This is a genomic window from Aeromonas simiae, from assembly GCF_014892695.1.
Classification (GTDB): domain Bacteria; phylum Pseudomonadota; class Gammaproteobacteria; order Enterobacterales; family Aeromonadaceae; genus Aeromonas; species Aeromonas simiae.
This window is the reverse complement of sequence record NZ_CP040449.1, coordinates 1,437,808-1,464,015: the sequence shown is the minus strand read 5'-3', so window position 1 is coordinate 1,464,015 and position 26,208 is coordinate 1,437,808. Positions and strand designations below refer to the sequence as shown.

The window sequence follows — 26,208 nt, the reverse complement described above, 5'->3', positions numbered from 1 at the left end:
GATTTACCCCCCGCCAAGCTCGCTCCAAAGCGGGTGGCGGCCAGACGGCCACTGCCACATCCGCTCGAGCCACTGGCTGGGGATCTCAGCCTCGCTGGCAAAGCGCCAGCGCGGGCGCTTGTCCTTGTCGATGAGCAGGGCGCGCACCCCTTCGATGAAATCACCGTGCAGGGCGCAGTTGACCGCCAGGGTCAGCTCATCGGCGAAGATCTCGGCCAGTGAGTGCTGCCGCGCCTTGGTGTATTGCTGCCACACCAGCGCCCGGCTAAGGGGGCTGCCGGCGCGGCACTGGGCCTGAGCGGCGGCCAACTCAGGCTCATCGGCAAGATCGGCGTCCAGCAACTGCGCCAGCACCACAGGGAAGGCCCGCCCCGCCAGCAGGGCATCGATACGCCCCTGATGGGGCAGCAGCCGGGGCGCCGGCGCCTCCATGCCCATGCCAAGGGCGTAGATCTGCTCGTGGATCGCCTGATCGAGCGCCTCCCCGCTCAGCTGCCAATCGATCTTTAGCAGCCGCGCTTTCAGCTCGCCGCGCCGCGCCGCCGGGATCAACCCATCGGCCAGCCCCAGCGCCAGTGCGTCGCTGCCGTTGAAGCGGGCGCCGGTGAGGCCAAGCCAGAGGCCAAGGCGCCCCGGCATGCGCGGCAAAAACCAACTGCCGGCCACATCGGGAAAGAGGCCGATACTCACCTCCGGCATCGCCAGCAGGCTCTGCTCGGTCAGGATGCGAAAACGGGCGCCGGCCAGCAGACCGATGCCGCCCCCCATGACGATGCCGTGCCCAAGGCAGAGCACCGGCTTGGGGTAGGTGTGAATGGCGTGATCGAGCCGGTATTCGCGCTCGAAAAAATCGCTGGCATAGGCAAACAAGCCAGCCTCATCGCGCCGATGATAAAAAGAGCGGATATCCCCCCCGGCGCAGAAGGCCTTCTCCCCCGCCCCCTCGAGCCAGACGGCCCGTACCGCATCGTCGCTCGCCCAGCGCGCCAGATGGCCGTGTAACGCGGTGATCATCGGCAGGCTCAGGGCGTTGAGCGAGCTGGGGGCATCCAGGGTGAGCACCCCGACCTTAGCCCCACCGGCCGCCTCAAGCAGGCGGGCACCAACCCCGTCAGTCATTCTCCTCTCCTTCTCGGTAACGCCAGCGCGCCGGGCGCTTTGCCAAGAAAGCCTGCACCCCCTCGCGCTGGTTGGGATCGCTAAACAGCGCGGTGAACTGCTCGCGCTCAAGGGGCAGCACCTGCGCCTGAGGGCGGTGACGCCCCTCGTTAATCAGCCGCTTGCAGGCGCGCAGCGCCGCCGGGCTCTGCCGCTCGGCCTGCTCAGCCAGGAGCCGGGCGGCCTCCCGTCCATGACCGCGGGGAACCAACTGCTCCACCAGCCCTATCTGATGGGCCAAAGGTGCATCGACCCGTTCCCCACAGAGGATCATCCGCTTGGCCCACCCCGGCCCCACCAGCTCGGTCAGGCGCTGGGTACCACCGGCGCAGGGGAGCAGCCCGACCGAGGCTTCGGGCAGGGCCAGCACCGCCTGCTGCTCGGCGATGCGGATGTCGCAGGCGAGCGCCAGCTCCAATCCGCCGCCCATGGCAAAGCCGTTGATGGCGGCAATGCTCACCCCGGCAAAATCGGCCAGGGCATCGAAGGCGCGGCCAAACGCCTCGCCCACCCGCTGCGCCACTTCGGCGTCACCGCTGGCAAACTGATGCAGATCGGCCCCGGCACAGAAGAACTTCTCCCCGGCGCCGGTCAGCACCAGAGCCACGATCTCGGGACGCTCATGCAGCTCGTCCATGAGGCGGGCCAGGGTGGCGAGACCGGCCTCGTTCCAGGTGTTGGCGGGCGGATTGTCCAGGGTCAACCAAGCGGTGTGACCGTGATACGCCACATGAATGCGGGTCGTCATCGCATCGGCTCCTTGCTCTGCGTTCATGGTTATTCCAGCGACAGTCCCGGCTCGGCAAGCAGGCGCCGGGCGATGATGAGGCGCATCACCTCGTTGGTGCCCTCCAAGATGCGGTGCACCCGGGTATCGCGCAGGTAACGCTCGAGCGGGTAATCGCGGGTGTAGCCGTAGCCACCAAAGAGCTGCAACGCCTCGTCACAGATGCGGTAGCCCAGGTCAGTGGCCAAGCGCTTGGCCATGGCGCACCAGGCGCTCTTGTCGGGGGCGCCGGCATCGAGCTTGGCGGCGGCCTGGCGCACCGGCAGGCGCGCGGCGGCCAGCTCGGTCGCCATGTCGGCCAAGCGAAACTGCACGCTCTGAAATTCGCTGATCGGGCGACCAAATTGCTCGCGCGTCTTTACATAGGCCAGTGCCTCGCCAAGTGCCTGCTGGGCGGTGCCGACCGAGCAAGAGGCGATGTTGATGCGCCCCCCATCGAGCGCCTGCATGGCGAACTTAAACCCCTCCCCCTCCTGGCCTAAGCGAAACGCCGCCGGCACCCGAACCCCCTCGAAGATCACCTCGCGGGTTGGCTGGCTGTGCCAGCCGAGCTTCTCCTCGGCCTTGCCGCAGCGCACGCCGGGCGTCTCGGCCGGCACCATGAAGGCGGAGATCCCCGCCGCTCCAGCGCCGCCGGTGCGAGCCATCACCACCAGCACCTGGGTGCTGCCGGCGCCGGAGATAAACACCTTGCTGCCGTCGATGAGGTACTCATCCCCTGCGCGCACGGCGCGGGTATTCAAGGCGGCGGCATCCGAGCCGGCCCCCGCCTCGGTGAGGCAATAAGAGCCGAGCAGCTCGCCGCTGGCTAGGCGCGGCACCCAGGCGGCAGCAGTCTCGGCAGGCAGCCAGGCCCCCAGCATCCAGCTCACCATGTTGTGAATGGTGAGATAAGCCGTGGTGGAGGTGCAGCCCATGGCCAGGCGCTCGAAGATGAGGCTGGCGTCGAGGCGATCCAGCCCCAGCCCCTCGTAGCGAGGATCGGTGTAAAGGCCGCAAAAGCCCAGCCCAGCCGCCGCCTTGAGGGTGGTGATGGGAAACTCGTGATCCCGATCCCAGCGGGCGGCATGGGGAGCGAGCGCCTCGCGGGCAAAGGCATCGGCGGCGGTCACAAACGCCTGCTGCTGGTCGGTCAGGGTGAAATCCATATCCACTCTCCTGGCTTCTTAACGCAATGAGATGGTGAGATTGGGGCCGCTTGGCACGTCATCATCAAACCAGCGTTCGGTCACCGTTTTGGTCTCGGTGTAAAAGCGCACCGCCTGCTTGCCGTAGGCGTGCAGATCCCCATAGAAAGAGCCGCGCCAACCGGTGAAGGAGAAAAACGGCAGGGGCACTGGGATCGGCACGTTGATCCCCACCTGCCCCACCGCCACCTCGTGACGGAACTGGCGGGCGGCGGCGCCGCTGCCGGTGAAGATGGCGGTGCCGTTGCCGTAAGGGTTGGCGTTGATGAGGGCAATCGCCTCGCTCAGGGTCTCCACCTCCATGCAGGCGAGCACGGGACCGAAGATCTCCTCCTGGTAAAGGCGCATGTGGGCCGTGACACCACGAAACAGGGTCGGCCCCATCCAGTTGCCATCCGGGTAGCCATGCACGGTCACCTCGCGCCCATCGACCAGACAATGCGCCCCCTCTCGGATCCCCTCTTCAATCAAGTGGGCCACTCGCTCCCGAGCGCCGTGGCTGATAAGCGGGCCATAGGCCGCCTCGTCGCTGTCCCACGGGCCGGGATGCACGGCGCGAAACGCCTCGGCCAGCTCAGGCAGCCAGTCGCGGGCCGAGCCCACCAACACCGCCACGCTGATGGCCATGCAGCGCTGGCCGGCGGCGCCCACCCCGGCGCCGACCAGGTTACTCAGCACCTGGGCCTTGTTGGCGTCCGGCATGATCACCATATGGTTCTTGGCCCCGACGAAGCATTGGGCCCGCTTCAGGAGATCGGTCGCCCTGCGATAGACCTGCGCCCCCACCCGGGCCGAGCCGACAAAGCTCACCGCCCTGATCAGGGGGTGGCTGATGATGGCCTCCACCTGGGGAGCCTGACCGTACACCAAGCACAGAATACCGTCAGGCGCCCCCGCCTCGCGAAACAGCTCGGCCAGACGCAGCGGCGTGAGCGGCACCTGCTCGGAGGGTTTGAGCACAAAACCGTTGCCACAGGCTATCGCCAGCGGAAACATCCATAAGGGGATCATGGCGGGAAAATTGAACGGCGTAATGCCCGCGCACACCCCAAGTGGCTGCACCAAGGAGTAACCATCCACCCCGCGCGCCACGTTCTCCAGTGTCTCGCCCATCATCTGGCTGGCCACGCCACAGGCCTGCTCCACCACCTCGATGCCGCGCCACACCTCCCCCCTGGCATCGGCCAGGATCTTGCCCGTCTCCTGGGCTAGCAGCTCGGCCAGCTCATCATGGTGCGCCTTGAGCAGCTGCTGATAGCGCAGCATCACCCGCGCCCGCTCGGGGGCTGGCACCTCGCGCCAGGCAAGCTGGGCGGTGTGGGCCGCCTCAATGGCGCGTGCCACCTCGGCCTCGGTGGCGCAGGGCACCATGGCCAGCAGGGATTGATCGGTGGGGCTGCGCACCGGCAGCCACTGCTCACTGGCCGAGGGGGATGCCTTGCCGTCGATGAAGAGGGGAAGATCGCCAAAGCGCGAGTGGATATTGCTGGGCATGGGAAGACGCTCCTGAACGCGAATTTACTTTAGACTAACAATTCAGTTACGTTTACGCTAACGTAAACTTGATGAAAGATTGGACAGACCAGTTTGGCCCAGGTTTTCCCGGTACGCAGGACATCTTGCCCTTTTGGAACGGTGGCAACCGGGCGCTCACTACGCCCCGTCTAAGGAGAGACCCCTCATGGTGGACGAAAGCCTCACCCCCCTTATCGAGCAGGTAGCGGCCTATTGCCAAAAGCGGATCGCCCCGCGCGCCGCCGAGATTGATGCCAGCAACCAGTTTCCCCGCGATCTCTGGCCCGAGCTTGGCGAGCTGGGACTGCACGGCATCACGGTGGCCGAGGAGTATGGCGGGGTTAATCTGGGCTATCTGGCCCACGTCATGGTGATGGAGCAAGTAAGCCGCGCCAGCGCCTCGGTGGGGCTCTCCTACGGCGCCCACTCCAATCTGTGCATCAACCAGATCCACCGTCACGGCACGGCGGAGCAGAAGGCCAAGTACCTGCCGGCGCTGGTGAGTGGCCAGAAGGTGGGCGCGCTGGCTATGAGTGAGCCGGGCGCCGGCTCCGACGTGGTGAGCATGCGCCTACACGCCCTGCATGACGGGGACGATTTCATCCTCAATGGCAACAAGATGTGGATCACCAACGGCCCCGATGCCGAGGTGTTCGTCGTCTACGCCAAGAGCGATCCGGCCGCCGGCGCCAAGGGGATCAGCGCCTTCATCGTCGAGAAAGGCACCCCCGGCTTTAGCACGGCCCAGAAGCTCGACAAGCTCGGCATGCGCGGCTCGAGCACCTGCGAGCTGGTGTTTGATCACTGCAAGGTGCCCGCCGCCAACCTACTCGGCCCCTTGGGCGGCGGCGTGCAGGTGCTGATGAGCGGCCTCGACTACGAACGCATCGTGCTCGCCGCCGGCCCCCTTGGCATCATGCAGGCCTGCATGGACGTGGTGCTCCCCTATGTGCGCGAGCGTAAGCAGTTCGGCCAGCCCATCGGCACATTCCAACTGGTGCAGGGCAAGCTGGCCGACATGTATACCCGCCTCATCAGCGCCCGCGCCCTGGTCTATGCGGTGGCCCGCGACTGCGACGCCGGGCGCCCCCGCCGCAAGGATTGCGCCGCCGCCATCCTCTACGCCGCCGAGAGCGCCACCCAGATGGCCCTCGACGCCATCCAGCTATTGGGGGGCAACGGCTATATCAACGACTACCCGACCGGACGGCTACTGCGCGACGCCAAGCTCTATGAGATCGGCGCCGGCACCTCGGAGATCCGCCGCTGGCTGATCGGCCGCGAACTGATGGGGGATGCCTGATGGCTCGCCTGCCTTCGCACCTCGACCCCCACAGCCCCGAGTTTTCCGCCAACGCCGCAGCCATGGCGACGCTCGTGGCGGATCTGCACCGCACCCTGGCGCAGATCGCCGAAGGGGGCGGCAGTGCCAACAACGCCCGCCATATGGCGCGTGGCAAGCTGCTGGCGCGCGATCGCATCGATCACCTGCTCGATCCCGGATCGCCGTTTCTCGAGCTCTCCCCCCTGGCCGCCCTGGCGGTCTATGACGAGCCAGTGCCGGCCGCCGGCCTCATCACCGGCATCGGCCGCATTCAGGGGCGCCTGTGCATGCTGGTGGTCAACGACGCCACGGTCAAAGGGGGCACCTACTACCCGCTGACGGTGAAAAAACACCTGCGCGCCCAGGCCATCGCGGCGCGCCTGCGCCTGCCCTGCCTCTATCTGGTCGACTCGGGCGGTGCCTTCTTGCCGATGCAAGACGAGGTGTTCCCGGATCGGGATCACTTTGGCCGCATCTTCTACAACCAGGCACGCATGTCGGCCGACGCCATCCCCCAGCTCGCCGTGGTGATGGGGCTGTGCACCGCTGGCGGCGCCTATGTGCCGGCCATGGCCGATGAGTCGATCATGGTGCGCGGGCAGGCCACCTTGTTCCTGGCCGGCCCGCCGCTGGTCAACGCCGCCACCGGCGAGCGCATCAGCGCCGAGGCGCTCGGGGGTGCCGAGGTGCACTGCGCCCGCTCAGGGGTTGCCGACCACCTGGCCGAGGATGATCAGCACGCCCTGGCCATCGCCCGGCGTCTAGTCGCCAACCTGCCCGTTCGCCCCCACTCCCTCCCCCTGGCCGACTATGCCGACCCCGCCTACCCCATCACGGATCTCTACGGCCTGGTCGGCACCAGTTTGAAAAAGCCGGTGGAGGCGCGTGAGATCATCGCCCGCCTAGTGGATGGCTCCGAGTTTGACGAGTTCAAGGCGCGCTATGGCACCACCCTGGTCACCGGCTTTGCCACCCTCTGCGGCATGCCGGTCGGCATCCTCGCCAACAACGGGGTGCTGCACAGCGACAGCGCCCTGAAAGGAGCCCACTTCATCCAGCTCTGTAACCGCCGCGCTATCCCCTTGCTGTTTTTGCAAAACATCACCGGCTTCATGGTCGGCAGCGCCGCCGAGCACGAAGGGATCGCCAAGCATGGCGCCAAGCTGGTCACCGCAGTGGCCTGCAGCCGGGTGCCCAAGATCACCCTGCTCACCGGTGGCAGCTTCGGCGCCGGCAACTACGGCATGGCCGGGCGTGCCTTCGAGCCCGACTTTCTCTTCAGTTGGCCCAACAGCCGCATCTCGGTGATGGGGGGCGAGCAGGCCGCCGGCGTGCTGGTGCAGGTGCGCCAAGACAAGCTGGCTGCCGAAGGAAAAACCCTCGATGAGGCCGAGGCGCGCGCCATCCGCGAGCCGGTGCTGGCCCAGTACGAGCGCCAGGGCCACCCCTACTACGCCAGCGCCCGCCTGTGGGATGACGGGGTGATTGACCCCGCTGACAGCCGTACCGTGCTGGCCCTGGCCTTGGCGGCCTGCCAGGGCGCCAACCTGGAGGCGGAGCGCTATGGCATCTTTCGGATGTAAGGAGGCCCCATGACCCTGTTTCGTATCGAACGCCACGGCCCACTGGCTGAGCTGATCCTGACCCGCCCCGAGCGTCACAACGCCCTCAATGCCGCGCTCATCACCGGCCTTCAGGAGGCGCTGGACGATCTCGGCCATGCCCACGGCCAACCCATAGCGCAGCGCCCCCACGCCCTCATTCTACGTGCCGAGGGGGCCCATTTTTGCGCCGGCGCCGACCTCGACTGGATGCGCAGCCTGGCCCATCGCGATTTCGAGCACAATCGTGAGGATGCCCGCCAGCTGGCGCGCCTGCTGCACACCTTGAGCCAACTGCCCATGCCGACCCTGGCCCTGGTGCAGGGGGCCGCCTACGGCGGCGCGCTGGGGCTCATCGCCGCCTGCGACATGGCCATCGCCGCTGAAGGGGCGCGCTTTTGCCTCTCTGAAGTTCGCCTCGGGCTGGTGCCGGCCATGATCAGCCCCTATGTGGTGCGCGCCATCGGGCTGCGCCAGTGCCAGCGCTACATGCTAAGCGCCGAGCCCTTCGACGCCATCACCGCCTGCCGGCTGAGGCTGGTACACGAGACGGCCCATGACACCGCGCTGCTGCAACGCGGCCGCCACCTCGCCGAGCGCCTGTGCCAGAACGGCCCCGAGGCGATGAAGGAGACCAAGCGCCTGCTCGGCCACCTTGCCCTCGATCCGGATCGGTTCGAGCAGATCTGTGTCGACACCCTCGCCCGGGTGCGCGTCGCCCCCGAGGCCCAGGAGGGGATGCAGGCCTTCTTCGACAAACGCCCTCCCCGCTGGCACCACGACGTCGATGGGCGCCAAGCCGCCCAACCCAAGGAGGAGCAATGAGGCCCATCCGCCGCCTGCTCATCGCCAACCGCGGCGAGATCGCCCTGCGCATCATCCGCACTGCCCGCTCGCTCGGCATCCACACCATCGCCCTCTACTCCGACGCCGATGCCCGCGCCCTGCATGTGGAAGCCGCCGACGAAGCCTGGCCACTGGGGCCGGCGCCGGCCCGTGACAGCTACCTCAACGCCGGCAAGGTGCTCGCCATCGCCCGCGCGGCGCGGGCCGATGCCATCCACCCCGGTTATGGCTTTTTGTCGGAAAACAGCGCGTTTGCCGAGCAGGTGGAGGCCGCCGGTCTCTGCTTTGTCGGCCCCCCCGCCACCGCCATCCGCGCCATGGGGGACAAGGCCGGCGCCAAGGCCCTGATGGCAGCCGCCGGGGTGCCGCTGCTGCCCGGCTATCACGGGGAGGATCAGACCGAGGCCCGGCTACTGGCCGAGGCGCGCCACATCGGCATACCGCTCCTTATCAAGGCGGCCACCGGTGGCGGCGGCAAGGGGATGCGCCGGGTCGACAACGACGCCGACTTTCTCGAGGCGCTGGCGGCGGTCAAGCGCGAAGCGCGCAGCGCCTTTGGCGATGACGCCGTGCTGCTCGAGCGCTATCTCGAGCGCGCCCGCCACGTGGAGGTGCAGCTGTTTTGTGACCACCACGGCCAAGGGGTCTATCTCGGGGATCGCGACTGCTCCTTGCAGCGGCGCCACCAGAAGGTGATCGAGGAGGCTCCCGCACCGGGTCTCTCCGATGCCCTGCGCCGCGCCATGGGCGAGGCCTCGGTCAAGGCGGCGCTCGCCATCGGCTATGTCGGCGCCGGCACCATGGAGTATTTGGTATGCGGCGAGGCCTTCTTCTTCATGGAGATGAACACCCGCTTGCAGGTGGAGCACCCGGTCACCGAGTGCATCACAGGCCAGGATCTGGTGGCCTGGCAGTTGCAGATTGCTCAGGGGGCGCCGCTGCCCCTCAGCCAGGCCGACATCACCCTGCGCGGCCACGCGGTGGAGGCGCGCCTCTACGCCGAAGACGTGGCGGCCGGCTTTCTGCCGGCGAGCGGCGACATCGATACCCTCGTCTGGCCAGAAGGGGTGCGTATCGACAGCGGGGTGCGTGAAGGGGACACCATCACCCCCTATTACGATCCCATGCTGGCCAAATTGATCGCCCATGGCCCCGATCGCGCTCACGCCTTCGCGGCCCTGGCCGGCGCCCTCGATACCCTGACACTGGCGCCGCTCATCCACAACGCCCCCCTGCTGGCGCGCCTGTGCCGTGATCCGGACGTGCTGGCGGTGCGCCACCACACCCAGTGGCCCCTGCCCAGCACCGCTGTTCCCCTGCCCGAGCTGGCCTGGCTGGCCGCCGCCCTGTGGCTTGGCCGATCCCCCCCCTCACCCGATCCCTGGCAGCGCTTTGCCGGCTTTCGGGTGGGGCAGGAGGACAGACTGGCGCTCCCGCTCACCCTTGGCGGTGAAGCGCGTCACCTTAGCCTCAACTTGCGCCGACTCGGCGCCGTAACCGAGGTGCAGTGGCACGGCCATTGGCTCCCCTATCGGCTCACGGCCGATGCCGTGCACCTGATGGCCGAGGGGCGCTGGCAGCGCCTGCCGGTGGTGCGCGATCGCCTGCATCTGGAGGGGCAAAGTGTGGCGTTCGGCCTCACTTCACCACAGCACGACAGCCCCAGAGAGGCGCCGGCGCACGGCGCCATCGCCCCCATGCACGCCCTGGTGGTGCAATTGCTGGTGAGCCCAGGGCAGCAGGTGCACCGCGGCCAGCCCCTGGTGGTGCTCGAGGCGATGAAGATGGAGCACACCCTGCGCGCCGATGAGGAGGCCGTGGTGGCCGCCGTACACTGCCGCGCCGGGGAGCCGGTGAGCCAAGGGGCCAGATTGGTCAGTTTTACGCAGGAGCAACCATGAGCGACAAGGTCACCCTGATTGAGATGGGGCCGCGCGACGGCCTGCAAAACGAGCCGCGCCAGTTGCCGCTGCCCTTGAAAGAGGAGCTAGTACACCGGCTGGCCGGCGCGGGCCTCACCCGCATCGAGGTGGGGGCGTTTGTCTCTCCCAGACGAGTGCCACAGATGGCCGACTCGGGTGCGCTGCTGGCCCGTCTGCCGCGCAGCCCTCGCTTAAGCTACGGCGCCCTGGTGCCCAACGAGCAGGGGCTGGCGGCCGCCCTGGCCGCCGGGGTGCAGGAAATAGGCCTCTTTACCGCCTGCTCGGACGGGTTTACCCGCGCCAATCTGGGGGTGGATGTGGAGATCTCCCTGGCGCGCTTCGCCCCGCTGGCTGCCGAGGCGCGCCGGCAAGGGGTAAGGGTGCGCGGCTACCTCTCCACCGTCATCGCCTGCCCCTATGACGGGGTGACCCGGCCCAAGCGGGTGGCCAGCCTCGCCGCCCGCCTGCTCGACATGGGGTGCCACGAGATCTCCTTAGGCGACACCATCGGCGTCGGCACCCCGGGCAGCGTCGCCCCCATGCTCGATGCGGTGCTCAGCGAAGTGCCCGCCGGCCAGGTGGCGGTGCACTTTCACGACACCTATGGCCAGGCTCTGGCCAACCTGCTGCCAGCGTTGGAGCGCGGGGTGCGCCTCATCGACAGCGCGGTGGCGGGCTTGGGCGGCTGCCCCTATGCCCCGGGGGCATCGGGTAATGTGGCCAGCGAGGAGGTGGTCTACCTGCTGCATGGATTGGGGATGAGCACCGGTATCGATCTCGCCGCACTGGCGACCACCGGCGCCTGGGTGAGCCGCGCCCTCGGTCGCCAGAACGGCTCCAAGGTGGGGCGCGCCATGACCGCCCATCGTCATCAGGAGCACGCCTCATGAGAGCCCCGCCCACCTACTCCATCTCCGAGCTGGCCCATGAGTTCGACATCACGCCGCGCACCATCCGCTACTACGAGGACGAAGGGTTGCTGACCCCAGCCAGAGAGGGACAGACCCGCGTCTACAGCGCGAGAGATCGCACCCGGCTCAAGCTGATCCTGCGCGGCAAGCGGCTGGGTTTTAGCCTGGCCGAGGTGCGTGAACTGTTCGCCATGTATGAAGCCGATCCCAGCAGCCGTACCCAGCTTGGCTCTATGATTGCCATGATCGATGCCAAACGCGGTAGCCTGCTCCAGCAACTCGAGGATATCGCCATGGTGCTGGCCGAGCTGGAGGCCGCCGAGCAACGCTGCCGGGGAGCGCTGGAGGAGTTGAATTTCCTTCAGGGCTAGCAGATGCTGGGGAACCGGACTCATGGGTGAATGGACGATAATGCGTAGACTGTGGCTGTTAATACTGCTCTGGTGCAGTGCCCCATGGGCCCACACCGAGATACGGGTGGGGGGCTACCCCTTCGCCCCCTTTGTCGAAAAAGGGCCCGGCGGCCAATGGTATGGCCTCACGCTCGATCTCATTGCCGCGCTCAACCGTAGTCAACCTGACTACCGCTTCATCTTTGTCCCCACCTCCAGTGCCCAGCGCTACAAAGCGTTAGATATAGGCCGCTTCGACATGATGATGTTCGAAGATCTCAAGTGGGGCTGGCATGATCACGCCGTGCAGGCCTCATCCTCCTATTACCTCGGTGGCGAGGTCTACGTCGCCATGCGGGCACCCGGTCGGGATCAGCGCTTTTTCGAGGATGTCACCCGCCACCGGCTGATCGGGGTCGAGGGCTACCACTATGGTTTCAGTCAGTTCGAGGGGGATCCTGCCCACCTGCGCCAGCGCTTTCGCATCACGCTGGTCAAAGATAACCACAGCACGCTGCGGGCCTTGCAACTCGGGCGGGGGGACGTGGCGGTGCTGACCCGCGCCTATCTGGACTCCCAGTTGGCACGGGAGCCGGCCCTGGCGGAGCAGTTACTGATATCGACCCGGCTCGATCAGCGCTATCAGTTGCGCATGCTGATTGCCCCGGCAGCCCCCATCGCGCTTCCGGTATTTGAGCAGATGATGCAGTCACTGACACGCCAGGGTGTGGCGGCAACCCTCTGGCGGCGCTATGGTCTGGCACCGAGGTCGGTGCCATAATAGTCCCGCTTTGCCCGTGTCCGGAGTCTCCCATGAAGTTCCCCCTCCCCCGCCGTCAATGGCCCTATTGGACTGTCGGGACACTGCTCGCCGTCGGCGTGCTGATCTGGAACGCCCCTTCACTCATCCAGCGCCAACTGCCTCCTTGGCTTGAGCAGCATTATGGACTGCGGCTTAACTGGGATACCCCCGAGTTTGGCCGCCGCGAGCTGGTACTGGCGCACGTGACCCTGCGCGATCGTCAGGGCAAGCCGCTGCTGGCCTGGGAGCGTCTCGCGCTCTCCCCCAAGTGGTGGGATTCCCTGCGCACCCGCTCCCTGCGCTTTCATGATCTGCGCCTGAGTCGCCCTGAGCTCACCCTGGTGCGTAGCGGTGAGCGGCGCCTCAACCTGCTTGATGCACTCGCCCCCTTCACACAGGAAACCACCGATTCCACCGGCGCAGCGCCGCCGCTCGAGATCGACCGTCTGACCCTCGAAGGGGGCAAGGTGCACTATCGGGACGGCCGCGATCTGCCCAAGGCGCAGCACGATCCCAAGATGGAGTTAACGGCGCTGGCGGCCTCAGTGCAGGGGGTAAACCTGCGCGGCAGCGGCGCTCTGCCGTTTAAGCTCACGGCCCGCCTCAATGGGGCGCCACTGTCCAGTCAAGGCGAGCTGGAGCTCGCCCCCTGGCAGATCAAGGGGGAGGCGAGCCTGGAAACACTCAAGCTCTCCCCCTTGGCCCCCCTCTGGCGTCCTTGGGTGCAACTGACCCTGCCCAAGGGGAGCGCCAGTGCCAGGCTAGCCTTTCAAGCCAGCGAGCAGGGCTGGCTCGTCACCAAAGGCGCGCTGACGCTCGATGGGTGGCAGATCCGGCGCGGCAAACCCATGGGGGATCTGCCCGGCGAGATAGCGCGCTTCAAGCGCCTCACCCTCGATGGCATCGACATCGACGGCACCCGGCAGCGCTTGGCCATCAAGCGGGTACGCTGGGATAGCCCCCACCTTGTCACGCAACTCGACGCGCAGTACCAGCCGGATTTTATGCCGCTGTTGCTGCCCGCCACGAAGGTGCCACGGCACAAGGACGCCTCGCGCAGCGAGAAGCCCTGGCGCTGGCAAGTGGGTCAAGTGACGCTCAAAGGGGGCAGCGTGGATCTTCGCGAGCCCAGCTCGGGCAAGCAGCGCCTGCGTTCGCTGCGCCAGCTGGAGGGGCGCCTTGGCCCCCTGGATGATCGCGTCGGCAGCGTCAGCCAGTTGCAGGTGAGCACCCGGGTCGATGATCTCGCCAACTTCCGCCTCGCCGGCTCGCTGAGCCTCGCCCCCTTCACCCTCAATGCCACCCTGGAGCAGGAGACGGTGCCGCTTGGCTGGGCCCAAGCCTACCTGCAAAACTACCTGCGCGCCCGCATCGAGACCGGCACCTTGAACGGTCGTCAGCAGCTGGTGCTGGAGCAAGATAGTGACGGCGCCTGGCGCCAGGCTACCCTCAACGGCACCTTGACGGTGCAGGATCTCAAGGTGGTCGATAAGCGCGACAACCTGCGGTTGCTGGCCTGGCAGAAGATGACCATGAACCACCTCAATGCCGACCTGCGCCAACTGCGCGTCGAGATCGACAAGGTTCTGCTCGAGCAGCCCTATAGCCGTATCGAGATCGACAAAGATGGCTCAACCAACCTGCAAACCCTGCTGCTGCCTGCCGCCCCGACCGGCACCCGCCAGGGGCCAGAGCCCCAACTGACGGTCGATGAGGTGGTGACTCGCCAAGGCAATCTGCGCTTTGCCGATCGGCGCCTGAGCCGCGACTTCGTGGTCGACATTGCCGCCCTCAATGGCTCGACCCGCCACATCAGCAATATTCCCGGCCATCGGGCCGACATCGCCCTGCAAGGCAAGGTCGACCGCTACGCCCCCGTGACCATAGCGGGGAGCGCCAACCTGCTGATCGACAAGCCGGTGCTCGACATGACCGCCAGCTTCAAGAATCTAGAGCTCACCACCTTCACCCCCTACTCGGCCACCTACGCCGGCTACGCCATCGACAAGGGGCAGCTGTCGATGAAGCTCAAATACCAGTTACAGGGGAGCACGCTCGAAGGCAGCAACGACATCCGCATCAACAAGTTGCAGCTAGGTGACAAGGTAGAGAGCCCGGAGGCGCTGGATCTGCCACTCAAGCTGGCGGTGGCCCTGCTGGCGGACTCCGATGGCGTTATCTCCCTTGATCTCAAGGTGAAAGGGGATCTCGATAACCCAGACTTCAGCGTCGGCAGCCTGCTGTGGAACGTGGTCGGCAACACATTGAGAAAGGCGGTCACCTCCCCCTTCTCCCTGCTCGCCTCTCTCACCGGTAGCCACGAGAAGCTCGACGAGATCCGCTTCAATCCAGGCGACATTACCCTGCCCGAGGCGCAGGCTCCGCGCATCGCTTCGCTCGCCAGTGCCCTGCGCCAGCGGCCGCAACTGGCTCTCAACCTGCGGGGCGAGGTGGATCGCGGCGGCGATCTGCAAGCCTTGCAGCGCATGCAGCTGGAAAACCAGCTCGGCAAGGAGCTCGAACGCAGCATCTCGCTCGAGCAAATCGGGCAAGATCCCCAGCTACAGAACGCACTGGATCACCTCTACACCAGTACCTTTGCCCAGAGCATCGACGCGCTGGCCTTCGCCCACCAGTTGGAACCAGGCAGCCAGAGCGCCTGGCAACTCGGCATCGACACCCTGGCCGCCAAGCAGCCGGTGAGCGACAAGAGCCTGCGGCGGCTGGCCACCCTGCGCGCCCAGGCCATCAAGACAACATTTGTGGAACATTACGACATTTCACCAGAGCGCATCTTCGTGCTCGACAGCAAACCAGGCGATGCGAAGAGCCAGGCAAGGGTACTCTTCTCCACCGAGGCAGATTAACCCTCACTGGGGCGGGGCCGTTGGCCCCGCTTTTTGTAACCCCGGCGTCACAAGCCAACTACCGGCCGCCAACAACCCCTGCTTGCTCTGTTCAATCTTCGTCTTTTTTCATCAAAGCCCGCCCCTTCCCCTTGCGCCCCCCCTGCGGCCTGCTAGAATCGCGCGACTTTTCCAATCACCCTCTTTTCGGAGAACCCCAAGTGAGTGAAAAACTGGCCAACCCGGCCCCGCTCGGCCTGATGGGCTTTGGCATGACCACTGTACTGCTCAACATCCATAACGCCGGCTTCTTCCCGATCAGTGCCATGATCCTGGCCATGGGGCTGTGCTACGGCGGTCTGGCCCAGATCATCGCCGGTATCATGGAGTTCAAGCGTGGCAACACCTTCGGGGTGACCGCCTTCATCTCCTACGGCACCTTCTGGTGGAGCCTGGTCTTCCTGATCGTCATGCCCTCCATGGGTCTCTCTACCCCGACCCCGGAAGCCTACATGGGCTGGTACCTGCTGATGTGGGGCGTTTTCACCCTGTTCATGATGATCGGCACCGTGAACTACCCGCGTGCCAAGCAGTTCGTGTTCGCTTCGCTGACCGTGCTGTTCTTCCTGCTGGCCGCCCGTGACTTCACCGGTAGCGCCTTGATCGGCACCATCGCCGGTTTTGAAGGCATCATCTGCGGCGCCAGCGCCATCTACCTGGCCATGGCAACTGTGCTCAACGAGCAGTTCGGCCGCGTAGTGCTGCCGATCGGCGAGAAGGCCAAGCCGGCTGCGACCCTGAAAGCCGCCGCCTAAGCGCGATAGATCACTAAAAAGGGCTCCTACGGGAGCCCTTTTTCATAGGCATGTCATGACACGGCCTGCGCCGTCGGCTCGGCCGGAGGCCATGCGTCGGGTTGGCGCCATTGGGGATCTTGGCCAAACAGGGCCACCAATTGGCCATACACGGCCGGGTAGATACCAGACAACTGACGCGGGTTGGTGAAAAACATCTCGCAGCACACCGCCAAGAACTCGGCGGGGTGAGTGGCCGCATAGGGGTCGATGGCGGGCTCCTCTTCGCGATCGAGCTGACCGTTGAGCGCATCAAACGCGGCCTGAAAATCGCGGCGCCAGCGTCCCATCTCCATCCCGGTGCGCATCGGCGGCGCCCCATCGGCATCGCCTCCTAGCATATCCATCTTGTGAGCCAGCTCGTGGATCACCAGGTTGTAGCCATCCCAGCCCCCATCCTGGGCCAGTTCGCTCCAGGCCAGCACCAGCGGCCCCTGCTGCCAGGATTCGCCGGCATGCTCCTCTTCAATCTCCTCGACCAGGCCAAACTCATTTTGCACCATCTCCCGGCGCACCACCGGCTCGGGGATGACGATGATCTCGTGAAAACCGCGATACCACTCCATATCCAGATGCAAAATAGGCAGCGCCGCCTGCAAGGCCAGAGCCGCCTTATCCTCGGCACTGAGCTCAACCCCGAGCAGGGTGAGGGTCTTGCGCCGCAACAACTGCGCCGCCAGCTCACACAGACGCGCCTGCTCGCCCTGGCTTAGCCCCTCAAGAATAGGAATGAGGGGCAGCACCTCAGCCAGCGGTAGTGGCTCGCTCTCACGCCCCGCACCTCGCTCAAACCAACCACGCAGTCGCTTCAGCATCCTCCCTCCCGCAACCACTTGCACAGCGGCTTGCGCCGCGCGCGATACCCCGCCCGCCCATAGACACGGTGCGCATCGGTTCTCTGCTCACGGCTAGTGCGCGTCATCTGAGTGCATCCCGCTATGGCGGTGCGGCGCTCGGCGCCGGCCAGCAAGGCGGCGCCAATGCCCTGACCGTGATAATGCGCCGCCGCGAACAGGGTACTCAAGGCTGCACCATCCAGGGCCACGGCCTGGCGGATCGCACCCTCTCTCTTGTCATCCACACCTCTCTCCCCTGACGATTCAGTCATTGCCCGAACAAAACACAATCGCATTTCACACTTTCGCAACAACTCAGAAAGTTCCGCTAGGAAGGGCGAAAACAAATCGGTATGTTGTCTCTGTCAAGTCTGACATTTCCGATAAACCCGGTACTTTATGACACACTCGCACCGGAGCAGGTGCATAAGATTCGGTCAACTGTCTTAACAGTGTGCAAGGAATGATAATGGGCCAGCAAGGCCCCATCACGAATTGATACCAATACAACAAAAGGAGTCGTTGTACATGAGTGAACTGGTCAATGCCATCAACGGCATTATCTGGAGCCCTGCGCTCATCTATCTCTGCCTCGGCGTTGGGCTCTATTTCTCCCTGCGCACCCGTTTCCTTCAACTACGCCATCTGCGCGAAATGATCCGCCTCATGTTCCAAGGCAAAGGCAATGATGCCGGCGTCTCCTCCTTCCAGGCGCTCTCCATGACCCTGGCCGGTCGCGTCGGCACCGGTAACATCGCAGGGGTCGCCACCGCCATCACCTTTGGCGGCCCCGGCGCCCTGTTCTGGATGTGGATGGTGGCCTTCCTCGGTGCCAGCTCCGCGTTTGTGGAATCCACCTTGGGCCAGATCTACAAGGAAAAACTCGACGGCGAGTACCGCGGTGGCCCGGCCTTCTATATCGAGAAGGGGCTCGGTATCAAGTGGTACGCCTGGTTGTTCGCCATCGCCACCGTATTCGCCTGCGGCGTGCTGCTGCCGGGCGTACAGGCCAACTCCATCGGGGCCGGCCTGCAAAACGCCTTTGGCATGAGCCCGAACGTGACTGCGGCCATGTTGGCTCTGCTGCTCGGCTTCATCATCTTCGGCGGCGTCAAGCGTATCGCTAACTTCGCCGGCATGGTGGTGCCCTTCATGGCGCTCGGTTATATCATCGTCGCCTGCGTCATCATCGCCCTCAACATCCATGCCCTGCCAGGCGTGATCCTGCTCATCTGGAAGAGCGCCTTCGGCCTGGATGCCGGCTTCGGAGCCATTTTGGGTCTGGCGGTGATGTGGGGGGTCAAGCGCGGCGTCTACTCCAACGAAGCCGCTCAGGGTACCGGCCCGCACGCCTCCTCAGCCGCCGCCGTGAGCCACCCGGCCAAGCAGGGTCTGGTGCAGGCCTTCTCGGTCTATATCGATACCCTGTTTGTCTGCTCCGCCACCGGCTTCATGCTGCTCATCACCGGCCTGTATAACGTGCAGGGGCCAGATGGCGCCGCCCTCTACACCGGCATCGCTGGCGTGGCCGCTGGCCCCGGTTACGTACAGACCGCCATGGAGCAAATGATGCCCGGCTTTGGCAACATCTTCGTGGCGCTGGCCCTGTTCTTCTTCGCCTTCACCACCATCGTTGCTTACTACTACATCGCCGAAACCAACGTGGCCTACCTCAACCGCACCTTCAAGCTGCCGGGCCTCAAGATCTTGCTCAAGCTCGCCCTGATGGCCGCCACTGTGTACGGCACCGTCAAGACCGCCGATCTGGCCTGGGGTCTGGGTGACATCGGCGTCGGTCTGATGGCTTGGCTCAACATCGTTGCCATCCTGCTGCTGCAAAAGCCGGCGCTAGTCTGCCTGAAGGACTACGAGGCCCAGCAAGCGCAAGGGGTTGACCCCGTGTTCCACCCGGAAAAGCTCGGCATCAAGAACGCCGACTACTGGATTGAAAACCGCGCCGAAGTAAACCTGATGCGTGAGAAGCAAGGCCACGAGTTCGAGCCGGATGAACACTCCGCCTGATCCCTATCGCATTAAAAAAATGGCAGCCTAGGCTGCCATTTTTCATTGGGGCCCACTCAGCCACGAAAACGGCTCGGCCCAAAGACCAGCTTCAGGCCAAACAGGCTCCCCAGTGTGGCCCGCCACTGATTGGGGCGACCCAGGATCTGCTTTTGCAACCGGGTCTCCTCCTGCATCACGGCCGCATCGGAGCGCGCCCAGGCATCGTGATAGAGCTGCTTGATGCCGGCCAAAGCATCAGGGGATTTGGTCAGTAAGGTGCGCACGAAGGCCTCGGCTTCTTGCAGTGGGTCCTCGCACACCCGGCTCACCAGCCCCAGTTGCTCCGCCTCTGTCGCCAACAGCTCACGCCCGGTCATGGCCAGCTCCATCGCCCTGTCCACCCCCAGCAGATTGCGCAAGGTCGCCGCCCCGCTCATGTCGGGGATGATCCCCCACTTGATCTCCATCACCGAGAAGCGGCACTCGGGCGCGCTGAAGCGAAAATCGGCGCCGAGCGCGATCTGCAATCCGCCGCCAAAGCAGACGCCACGGGTCACGGCGATCACCGGGACCGGCAGCTCTCGCCAGCCGTAGGCGACCCGCTGGGCCAGATTGGTGGCCTCATCGGCCTCGCGGCGCAGGATCTCCACCGCGGCTACCGGATGGCGCAGCATGGATTTCACGTCGAGGCCAGCGCAAAAGGCACGCCCCTCACCGGTGAGGATCACCGCCCTCAGCCCTGGGGTGGCCTTTAGTTGCGCCAGCGTCGCCTCGATGGCGTCAAACATGGGGCGATCGAGGGCGTTGAGCTTCTCTGGGCGGCTCAGTGTCACCCTGGCCACCCCGCCTTCAATCCGACACTGCACCCGTTCCTTGGTCATCATGCACTCCTTGTCATTAACAGGTCTGACCACAATGTTAACCATTCGTTACGTGCAGAGCTAGACCAAAGTCCAGTGGTCGTCCAGCGTCCCCCTTGCCACACTGGTGACCACCCCTCTGGAGAAGCCCATGAGCCCTCTTTTTAACCTGCATCGCCCCCCTTTCGATCAGCTTGATGAGCCCCAACGCCAACGCCTGCTGGCGGCCTTGCAGCTCATCTATGTGCGCGCCCACCAGCCGCTGCTGAGCGCGGGGCAAGAGCCGGAAGGGCTGCTGATCCTGGCCAGCGGCGTGGTGGAAGAGCGCAGCGAAGAGGGTCATACCCACTTCGCCGACTATGGCGTCGATGATCTGTTCGACGTGCGCGCTCAGTTTGACGGGCGGGTGCGCCACCACTTTACGGCACTGGAGGATTGTCTTTGCTTTCTCATCCCGCGCCCCCTTTTCCTTGCCCTGTGCGCTGAACAACCCGCGTTTGAGCGCTACTTTCGCGGTTCGCTGGCCGAACGCCAGCAAGCATGGGAACAAGGTGCCGAGGGGCGCCAGAGCCTCTCGGAGTTTCTGCTCACCCGGATCTCGGCTGAGCACCTGCAACCCCCTCTGCTGATGGCCCCGACCACCTCACTGGCCGAGGCGACCCGCGCCATGGCCGAGGCCGGCTGCGACAGCCTGCTGTGGCGCCCCTCCTCCGGTAGCTGGCAACTGGTGACCCGCACCACCTTGCTGCACGCCCTGGTGCTGGAGGGGTTAACCGCGCAGGCCCCCCTGAGCGCCCTGCCGCCCCTGCCCTCCCCGCTGGTGAGCCTGAGCCCTGGCGATTATCTGTTCGATGCCCTGATCCTGATGACCCGCCACCAGATCAAGCGGGTGGTGGTCATGGAAGGGGGCGAAGTGCGCGGTCTCTTGCACCTGACCCGGGTTCTCGGCCTTTTTTCAACCCACTCTCAGGTGCTGACGCTTCGCATCCAACGCGCCGATAACGAGGGGGCACTGGTAGCGGTGGCTCGTGAGCAGTCGCACCTGGTCAGCAATCTGGTTGCCCAGGGGATCCACACCGCCTTCCTGCTACGCCTGATGTCGGCAGTCAACGAGCAGATCATCGCCAAAGCCTTCTCGCTCACCATTCCACCGCCACTGCGGCAGCACGTCTGCCTGGTGGTGCTGGGCTCGGAAGGGCGTGGCGAGCAGATCCTAAAAACCGATCAAGACAATGCACTGATCCTGGCCGATGGCCTCGACTGGCCGGCGCAGCAAGAGGATCTGGCGCGCTTTGGCGCCCTGCTCGAGCGCCTCGGTTACCCTCCCTGTCCTGGCCATGTCATGGTGACCAACCCAGCCTGGGTGAAGCACGCTGGCGCGTGGCGCAGTGCCATCGATAGCGCCGTGCTACGAGCAGCCCCGGACGATCTGTTGTGGCTCGCCACCCTGAGCGATGCCCACGCGGTGGCCGGCGATCCCTCCCTGTTGCCCCCGTTGCGCCGGCATCTGCTGACGGCGCTCTCTGATCGCGGCGATCTGCTGGCCGACATGGCCCGTGCCGCCGTGGCCTTTCATACCCCCCTCACCCTGCTCGGCCGGCTCGAGCCAGAGCCAAGCGGCCTCGATCTCAAACGGGGTGGCCTGTTCGCCCTGGTACACGGGGTACGTCTATTGAGTCTGGAGGCGCAGGTGGAGGCAACTGCCACCCTGGAGCGGATCGCGGCCCTCCAGCAGGAGGGGCGACTCAGTCCTGAATTCAGCACCGATCTGGCCGAGGCATTTCGCCTCTTTATCCGGCTGCGGCTACGCAGCCAACTGCAACGGGGGGAAGATCGGGTACAGGTCGCACGCCTCAGCGCCAGCGAACGCGACTTGCTACGCCATAGCCTGCACGTGGTGAAGAAGTTCCAGCAGTGGCTGGCACTGCATTTTCGGGTGCGCCAATGAGCCTGGCGGATTGGCGGCGGTGCTGGCTCGGGCGCCGCTTCAAAGGCGGCGAGTTTTCCCCGCTCTTTGCCACGCCTCCCCCCGAGGAGTGGGTCGCCCTCGATCTCGAAACGACCAGCCTCGATCCGAGCCGGGCCGAGATCGTCGCGATCGGGGCGGTACGCATCAAGGGGCCGCGCCTGCTCATTGGCGAGGCCCTCTCCCTCAAGGTGCGCCCCCCCCTTAGCCTCGATGCAGGCTCGGTGGTGATCCACGGCCTGCGCCATCAGGATCTGGCCCAAGGGTTACCACTTGATGAGGCACTGCGCCAATTGCTCGCCTTCATCGGCCCCCTCCCCCTGGTGGGCTATCACATCGACTACGACTGGCGCATCCTGCAACGGGCTTGCCACGCACTGTGGCGCCTCCCACTGCCCCATCGCCGCATTGAGGTGAGCCGTCTCTACCACGATGCGGTCACCCGCCATCTGGAGGGGGCCCATGTCGACCTGCGCCTTACGGCCATCTGCGCTCATCTTGGATTACCTCAGCGCGATGCCCACGACGCCTTGGCTGATGCCATCACGGCGGCCCTCGTCTTTCTACGCCTCTACTACGGGGCCACTCCGAATTATCCCAAAGTCTAATTGTTGAAAGAGAACATTAAATTCACATTCTGATAACAAGAGACAACTTTGTCTCATGCCCCGCCTCACGACACGGAGAGAAAAGAAAATGGATGATCAACTCTGTCAGCGTATCCAGCAGGATCCGCACTTCCAGTTGCTGGTGAGTCAGCGTCAGCGCTTCGCCTGGCTGCTCTCGACCATCATGCTTGGCCTCTATCTGGCCTTCATACTGCTCATCGCCTTTGCCCCCGGCTGGCTCGGCACGCCGCTTGCGGAAGGCTCCTCCATCACCCGCGGCATCCCGGTCGGTGTCGGTCTCATTCTGTCGGCGTTCGTGCTGACCGGTATCTATGTGTTCAAGGCCAACGGCGAGTTCGACACGCTCACCCAGAAGATCATCCAGGGAGTACAGCAATGATGAAACGTCATCTGATCGTGCTGGGGGGGCTGCTCGCCTCACCGGCGCTACTGGCCGCCGGCGCCATTGAAGGCGAGGTGAAGCAGCAGCCCCTCAATGTCTCGGCCATTGTCATGTTCCTGCTCTTTGTGGCCGGAACCTTGATGATTACCTGGTGGGCCGCCAAGCGTAACCGCTCGGCCGCCGACTACTACGCTGCCGGCGGGCGCATCACCGGCTTTCAGAACGGACTGGCCATCGCCGGTGACTACATGTCAGCCGCCTCCTTTCTTGGGATCTCCGCCCTGGTCTACACCTCGGGCTATGACGGCCTCATCTACTCCATCGGCTTTCTGGTGGGCTGGCCCATCATCCTGTTTCTGATCGCCGAGCGGCTGCGCAACCTTGGCAAGTACACCTTCGCCGATGTGGCCTCCTACCGCCTGAAACAGACCGAGGTGCGCACCCTCTCGGCCTGCGGCTCCCTGGTCGTCGTGGCGCTCTACCTCATCGCCCAGATGGTCGGGGCCGGCAAACTCATCGAGCTGCTGTTTGGCCTCAACTATCACATCGCCGTGGTGCTGGTCGGGCTCCTGATGGTGCTCTACGTCTTGTTCGGCGGCATGCTCGCCACCACCTGGGTGCAGATCATCAAGGCGGTGCTGCTGCTCTCGGGGGCCAGCTTCATGGCGCTGATGGTGATGAAGTCGGTCAACTTCGATGTGGGTACCCTCTTCTCCGAAGCGGTCAAGGTTCATGCCAACGGCGTTGCCATCATGAGTCCGGGGGGACTGGTCTCCGACCCTATTTCGGCGATCTCACTCGGCCTCGCCCTGATGTTCGGCACTGCCGGCCTGCCCCATATTTTGATGCGCTTTTTCACCGTGGGTGACGCCAAAGAAGCCCGCAAGTCGGTCTTTTACGCCACCGGCTTTATCGGCTACTTCTACATCCTCACCTTCATCATCGGCTTTGGTGCCATCTTGCTGGTGAGTACCAACCCGGCCTTCAAGGATGCCGCCGGCGCCCTGATCGGTGGCAACAACATGGCGGCCGTGCACCTGGCCAACGCGGTGGGCGGCAGCCTGTTCCTTGGCTTCATCAGCGCCGTGGCCTTTGCCACCATACTGGCGGTGGTGGCCGGGTTGACCTTGGCCGGCGCTTCGGCCGTCTCCCATGATCTCTATGCCAGTGTGCTCAAGCACGGCAAGGCCAATGAGACCGACGAGCTGCGCGTTTCCAAGATGACCACTGTGGTGCTCGGCGTCGTGGCCATCGGCCTTGGCATCCTGTTTGAGAAACAGAACATCGCCTTCATGGTGGGGTTGGCCTTCTCCATCGCCGCCAGCTGCAACTTCCCGGTGCTGTTTCTCTCCATGTTCTGGTCTCGCCTGACCACCCGTGGCGCCGTCTACGGCGGCTGGCTGGGGCTCGGCTCTGCGGTGACCCTGATGGTGCTGGGGCCGACCGTGTGGGTGAAGGTGCTTGGCCACGCTCAGGCCATCTTCCCCTATGAGTACCCGGCCCTCTTCTCTATGCTGCTGGCGTTTGCGGGGATCTGGTTCTTCTCGGTCACCGACAAATCTGCCGCTGCCGGCGAGGAGCACGCCAAGTTCTTCCCGCAGTTCGTGCGCTCCCAGACCGGGATTGGCGCGGCCAAGGCGAGTTCCCACTGAGTGCTGAAATGAGTGCGCCGGCCTCTGCCGGCGCATCACATATTATGTGATTTGTTTAACAATTCTGAACCAAGTTGACGTGTATCAAGGTTCACGCAAGGTGGGATTCTCATAATGTGCACCGAATCCACTATCCGGGGATACCGTGAATACACACGTAAAGCGCGACCTGAAACTAAATGGCAGTACCCATATCGCATTTGTCATCATCTTGGTGTTTCAAACCCTCGCCTTTTCTGCCTATGCACTCTACTCCTTCCATGAACGCAGGGGGGCAGCACAAGAGAGCGCCGCTGACTTTGTCTCCAATACTGCCAGTGTCACCTATGAACAGGTGATCAAGCCCCTTGAACATACGCTCAATGAGATAGCCGATGTCATTGAGGATAAAGGAGAATTTCCATTTTCCGAGGTGGAGACGCGAGCCAAGGCAAACGCACTACTTCATGTCAGCCGCGGCCTGATGAACATCAGCTATGGCAGCAAGGAGGGACACTTCTCTGCCATTCCGCAGTTAGGCAATATCGAGGATGCCCGTCAGCGCCCTTGGTTCAACACCAAGAGCATCCGTAGTGCCTTTGTTTTTTACACCCCGCTCTATCCGGACTTCTTCGACAAGTCGATGGTGCTCTCCATTGCCAAACCCATCTTTGATGCGCAAGGAAGCTACACCGGCGCGCTGGCCGCCGACCTCAACCTGATCGAGCTGAGCTATCCCTACCGCAGCATGATCCTGCCCCTTGGTGGCACACTCATGGTGATCGATAGGAGTGGACATATTTTGCTCAATGGCGATACCGCTCAGATCGCCCAAACCGGGCTCAATCCAGCGCTGATCAGCAAAATGAACAACAGCTCTGGCTCCATCACGGATATGGAGCAAAAGCAGCAGATATTCTACCACTCCTATACCAATCCCGATTGGTTCGTGGTCTACGCTGTGCCCCTTTCCGAGATCACCCAACATTGCCTGACCCCCATGCTGCCTACCTTGATGTTCTTTATCATGTGCAGTCTTGTGGTCGTCATGATGTGGTTCATCACCCACAATACCCAGCTTCGAGTACTGTCTGACATTATTTCCAGCCTGCGCTTTGGTCGCGAGAATACCAAGGGAACTCTGGAAAATGTGCAGCGGGAGATCGCCGAGCAGCAACAAGCCCTGCAAAGTGAAAGTGAAAAAGCCAACCGGGACCCATTGACGGGGCTGTGGAACCGCGGCCGGTTCGACGCCGATCTGCAAGCATTGTGTGAGCATAAAGTGCCCTTTGCCCTAGCACTGATCGATATCGATCACTTCAAACAGGTTAACGATACCTATGGCCACCTGTTGGGAGACGAGGTGCTCAAGGCCGTTTCCAAGCTTGGGGGAGAGGCGCTGGGTAATAGCGCCCAGATCTACCGCTATGGGGGAGAAGAGATCGCCGTGCTGCTCCCACGCAACGATCTGGACGCCGCGGTGGCGCGTATTGAGCGCTGGCGCTGCATATTAGAAACCCGCCTCTGGCGTGAACGGGATCTCAAAGTCACGTTCAGCGCCGGGGTCACCACCCCGAACAACCAGGAAGACGACGATATCCTTCAACGGGCTGACGATTTGCTCTATCGAGCCAAGGAAGAGGGGCGCAATCGAACCCTGGGGGCCTGACCCCCATCCTCGGGCCGGTTGCCATGACCGGCCCAACTGGTATCATGCCGTGTTCAATAACAGGGGCGCACGTCCCCTTGAGCGAA

Annotated in this window: 22 protein-coding genes; 15 read left to right on the top strand and 7 right to left on the bottom strand. The window is 64.3% G+C overall.

From position 1 onward, the window contains the following. Positions 1-3: 3 nt before the first annotated feature. The 4 genes from FE240_RS06870 to FE240_RS06855 are packed head-to-tail and all read right to left on the bottom strand — an operon-like array spanning position 4 to position 4,626. Positions 4-1,119, bottom strand: a complete 1,116-nt coding sequence (locus tag FE240_RS06870; protein WP_193003909.1) for an enoyl-CoA hydratase/isomerase family protein — start codon at positions 1,117-1,119, stop codon at positions 4-6. Beyond that, the gene (locus FE240_RS06865; protein WP_193003908.1) at positions 1,112-1,906 is read right to left on the bottom strand and encodes an enoyl-CoA hydratase; all 795 of its coding nucleotides are present in this window, start codon (positions 1,904-1,906) and stop codon (positions 1,112-1,114) included. Before FE240_RS06865 ends, FE240_RS06870 begins: the two co-directional genes overlap by 8 nt. 29 nt (positions 1,907-1,935) lie before the next feature. Beyond that, positions 1,936-3,093: an acyl-CoA dehydrogenase family protein gene (locus tag FE240_RS06860; protein ID WP_193003907.1), complete on the bottom strand. Its 1,158-nt coding sequence runs from the start codon at positions 3,091-3,093 to the stop codon at positions 1,936-1,938. Positions 3,094-3,111: 18 nt separating this feature from the next. Beyond that, the gene (locus FE240_RS06855) at positions 3,112-4,626 is read right to left on the bottom strand and encodes a CoA-acylating methylmalonate-semialdehyde dehydrogenase (protein ID WP_193003906.1); all 1,515 of its coding nucleotides are present in this window, start codon (positions 4,624-4,626) and stop codon (positions 3,112-3,114) included. 187 nt (positions 4,627-4,813) lie between these two features. On the opposite strand from FE240_RS06855, the gene FE240_RS06850 reads away from it, so the two are divergent. From FE240_RS06850 to FE240_RS06810, 9 genes are all read left to right on the top strand, one after another. Beyond that, complete coding sequence (locus FE240_RS06850; protein ID WP_193003905.1) at positions 4,814-5,950, top strand: isovaleryl-CoA dehydrogenase; 1,137 nt, start codon at positions 4,814-4,816, stop codon at positions 5,948-5,950. Then, positions 5,950-7,554 (top strand): carboxyl transferase domain-containing protein, encoded by a 1,605-nt coding sequence (locus tag FE240_RS06845; RefSeq protein WP_193003904.1) that lies wholly within the window; start codon positions 5,950-5,952, stop codon positions 7,552-7,554. The genes FE240_RS06850 and FE240_RS06845 overlap by 1 nt, the downstream gene beginning before the upstream one ends. 9 nt (positions 7,555-7,563) lie before the next feature. After that, on the top strand, positions 7,564-8,397 hold the full coding sequence (locus FE240_RS06840) for an enoyl-CoA hydratase-related protein (protein WP_193003903.1): 834 nt from the start codon (positions 7,564-7,566) through the stop codon (positions 8,395-8,397). Further along, entirely contained in the window at positions 8,394-10,319 is a 1,926-nt protein-coding gene (locus FE240_RS06835) for an acetyl/propionyl/methylcrotonyl-CoA carboxylase subunit alpha (protein ID WP_193003902.1), read from the top strand. The genes FE240_RS06840 and FE240_RS06835 overlap by 4 nt, the downstream gene beginning before the upstream one ends. Continuing rightward, entirely contained in the window at positions 10,316-11,230 is a 915-nt protein-coding gene (locus tag FE240_RS06830) for a hydroxymethylglutaryl-CoA lyase (RefSeq protein ID WP_193003901.1), read from the top strand. The genes FE240_RS06835 and FE240_RS06830 overlap by 4 nt, the downstream gene beginning before the upstream one ends. Next, entirely contained in the window at positions 11,227-11,622 is a 396-nt protein-coding gene (locus FE240_RS06825) for a MerR family transcriptional regulator (protein WP_193003900.1), read from the top strand. Before FE240_RS06830 ends, FE240_RS06825 begins: the two co-directional genes overlap by 4 nt. A gap of 40 nt (positions 11,623-11,662) precedes the next feature. Continuing rightward, positions 11,663-12,424: a substrate-binding periplasmic protein gene (locus FE240_RS06820; RefSeq protein ID WP_193003899.1), complete on the top strand. Its 762-nt coding sequence runs from the start codon at positions 11,663-11,665 to the stop codon at positions 12,422-12,424. Positions 12,425-12,456: 32 nt separating this feature from the next. After that, complete coding sequence (locus FE240_RS06815) at positions 12,457-15,312, top strand: DUF748 domain-containing protein (protein WP_193003898.1); 2,856 nt, start codon at positions 12,457-12,459, stop codon at positions 15,310-15,312. A gap of 200 nt (positions 15,313-15,512) precedes the next feature. After that, complete coding sequence (locus FE240_RS06810) at positions 15,513-16,106, top strand: acetate uptake transporter (protein ID WP_042046332.1); 594 nt, start codon at positions 15,513-15,515, stop codon at positions 16,104-16,106. Between the two features lie 53 nt (positions 16,107-16,159). Here the strand turns inward: FE240_RS06810 and FE240_RS06805 are convergent, their stop codons facing one another. Further along, positions 16,160-16,960, bottom strand: coding sequence for a M90 family metallopeptidase (locus FE240_RS06805; RefSeq protein WP_193003897.1), 801 nt, complete (start codon positions 16,958-16,960; stop codon positions 16,160-16,162). Then, on the bottom strand, positions 16,954-17,226 hold the full coding sequence (locus tag FE240_RS06800; protein WP_226799036.1) for a GNAT family N-acetyltransferase: 273 nt from the start codon (positions 17,224-17,226) through the stop codon (positions 16,954-16,956). Before FE240_RS06800 ends, FE240_RS06805 begins: the two co-directional genes overlap by 7 nt. 283 nt (positions 17,227-17,509) lie before the next feature. On the opposite strand from FE240_RS06800, the gene FE240_RS06795 reads away from it, so the two are divergent. Then, entirely contained in the window at positions 17,510-19,003 is a 1,494-nt protein-coding gene (locus tag FE240_RS06795; protein WP_193003895.1) for an alanine/glycine:cation symporter family protein, read from the top strand. 56 nt (positions 19,004-19,059) lie between these two features. Here FE240_RS06795 and FE240_RS06790 read toward each other — a convergent pair whose 3' ends face one another. Beyond that, positions 19,060-19,866 (bottom strand): crotonase/enoyl-CoA hydratase family protein, encoded by an 807-nt coding sequence (locus tag FE240_RS06790; protein ID WP_193004478.1) that lies wholly within the window; start codon positions 19,864-19,866, stop codon positions 19,060-19,062. A 130-nt stretch (positions 19,867-19,996) separates the two neighbouring features. On the opposite strand from FE240_RS06790, the gene FE240_RS06785 reads away from it, so the two are divergent. The 5 genes from FE240_RS06785 to FE240_RS06765 all read left to right on the top strand — a co-directional run bounded on the left by FE240_RS06785 (position 19,997) and on the right by FE240_RS06765 (position 26,122). Further along, positions 19,997-21,793, top strand: coding sequence for a putative nucleotidyltransferase substrate binding domain-containing protein (locus tag FE240_RS06785; RefSeq protein ID WP_193003894.1), 1,797 nt, complete (start codon positions 19,997-19,999; stop codon positions 21,791-21,793). Continuing rightward, on the top strand, positions 21,790-22,419 hold the full coding sequence (locus FE240_RS06780; RefSeq protein ID WP_193003893.1) for a 3'-5' exonuclease: 630 nt from the start codon (positions 21,790-21,792) through the stop codon (positions 22,417-22,419). The genes FE240_RS06785 and FE240_RS06780 overlap by 4 nt, the downstream gene beginning before the upstream one ends. Before the next feature lie 88 nt (positions 22,420-22,507). Then, entirely contained in the window at positions 22,508-22,819 is a 312-nt protein-coding gene (locus FE240_RS06775) for a DUF485 domain-containing protein (RefSeq protein WP_042046324.1), read from the top strand. Beyond that, the gene (locus tag FE240_RS06770; RefSeq protein ID WP_193004477.1) at positions 22,819-24,474 is read left to right on the top strand and encodes a cation acetate symporter; all 1,656 of its coding nucleotides are present in this window, start codon (positions 22,819-22,821) and stop codon (positions 24,472-24,474) included. Before FE240_RS06775 ends, FE240_RS06770 begins: the two co-directional genes overlap by 1 nt. Before the next feature lie 334 nt (positions 24,475-24,808). Next, positions 24,809-26,122: a sensor domain-containing diguanylate cyclase gene (locus FE240_RS06765; RefSeq protein ID WP_193003892.1), complete on the top strand. Its 1,314-nt coding sequence runs from the start codon at positions 24,809-24,811 to the stop codon at positions 26,120-26,122. Positions 26,123-26,208: the final 86 nt, after the last annotated feature.

What these genes read in the sequence shown, in the direction of transcription:
- FE240_RS06870 (WP_193003909.1), bottom strand. Translation starts at nt 1,119, where the DNA reads ATGACTGACGGGGTTGGTGCCCGCCTGCTTGAGGCGGCCGGTGGGGCT.
- FE240_RS06865 (WP_193003908.1), bottom strand. Translation starts at nt 1,906, where the DNA reads ATGACGACCCGCATTCATGTGGCGTATCACGGTCACACCGCTTGGTTG.
- FE240_RS06860 (WP_193003907.1), bottom strand. Translation starts at nt 3,093, where the DNA reads ATGGATTTCACCCTGACCGACCAGCAGCAGGCGTTTGTGACCGCCGCC.
- FE240_RS06855 (WP_193003906.1), bottom strand. Translation starts at nt 4,626, where the DNA reads ATGCCCAGCAATATCCACTCGCGCTTTGGCGATCTTCCCCTCTTCATC.
- FE240_RS06850 (WP_193003905.1), top strand. Translation starts at nt 4,814, where the DNA reads ATGGTGGACGAAAGCCTCACCCCCCTTATCGAGCAGGTAGCGGCCTAT.
- FE240_RS06845 (WP_193003904.1), top strand. Translation starts at nt 5,950, where the DNA reads ATGGCTCGCCTGCCTTCGCACCTCGACCCCCACAGCCCCGAGTTTTCC.
- FE240_RS06840 (WP_193003903.1), top strand. Translation starts at nt 7,564, where the DNA reads ATGACCCTGTTTCGTATCGAACGCCACGGCCCACTGGCTGAGCTGATC.
- FE240_RS06835 (WP_193003902.1), top strand. Translation starts at nt 8,394, where the DNA reads ATGAGGCCCATCCGCCGCCTGCTCATCGCCAACCGCGGCGAGATCGCC.
- FE240_RS06830 (WP_193003901.1), top strand. Translation starts at nt 10,316, where the DNA reads ATGAGCGACAAGGTCACCCTGATTGAGATGGGGCCGCGCGACGGCCTG.
- FE240_RS06825 (WP_193003900.1), top strand. Translation starts at nt 11,227, where the DNA reads ATGAGAGCCCCGCCCACCTACTCCATCTCCGAGCTGGCCCATGAGTTC.
- FE240_RS06820 (WP_193003899.1), top strand. Translation starts at nt 11,663, where the DNA reads ATGCGTAGACTGTGGCTGTTAATACTGCTCTGGTGCAGTGCCCCATGG.
- FE240_RS06815 (WP_193003898.1), top strand. Translation starts at nt 12,457, where the DNA reads ATGAAGTTCCCCCTCCCCCGCCGTCAATGGCCCTATTGGACTGTCGGG.
- FE240_RS06805 (WP_193003897.1), bottom strand. Translation starts at nt 16,960, where the DNA reads ATGCTGAAGCGACTGCGTGGTTGGTTTGAGCGAGGTGCGGGGCGTGAG.
- FE240_RS06795 (WP_193003895.1), top strand. Translation starts at nt 17,510, where the DNA reads ATGAGTGAACTGGTCAATGCCATCAACGGCATTATCTGGAGCCCTGCG.
- FE240_RS06790 (WP_193004478.1), bottom strand. Translation starts at nt 19,866, where the DNA reads ATGACCAAGGAACGGGTGCAGTGTCGGATTGAAGGCGGGGTGGCCAGG.
- FE240_RS06785 (WP_193003894.1), top strand. Translation starts at nt 19,997, where the DNA reads ATGAGCCCTCTTTTTAACCTGCATCGCCCCCCTTTCGATCAGCTTGAT.
- FE240_RS06780 (WP_193003893.1), top strand. Translation starts at nt 21,790, where the DNA reads ATGAGCCTGGCGGATTGGCGGCGGTGCTGGCTCGGGCGCCGCTTCAAA.
- FE240_RS06775 (WP_042046324.1), top strand. Translation starts at nt 22,508, where the DNA reads ATGGATGATCAACTCTGTCAGCGTATCCAGCAGGATCCGCACTTCCAG.
- FE240_RS06770 (WP_193004477.1), top strand. Translation starts at nt 22,819, where the DNA reads ATGAAACGTCATCTGATCGTGCTGGGGGGGCTGCTCGCCTCACCGGCG.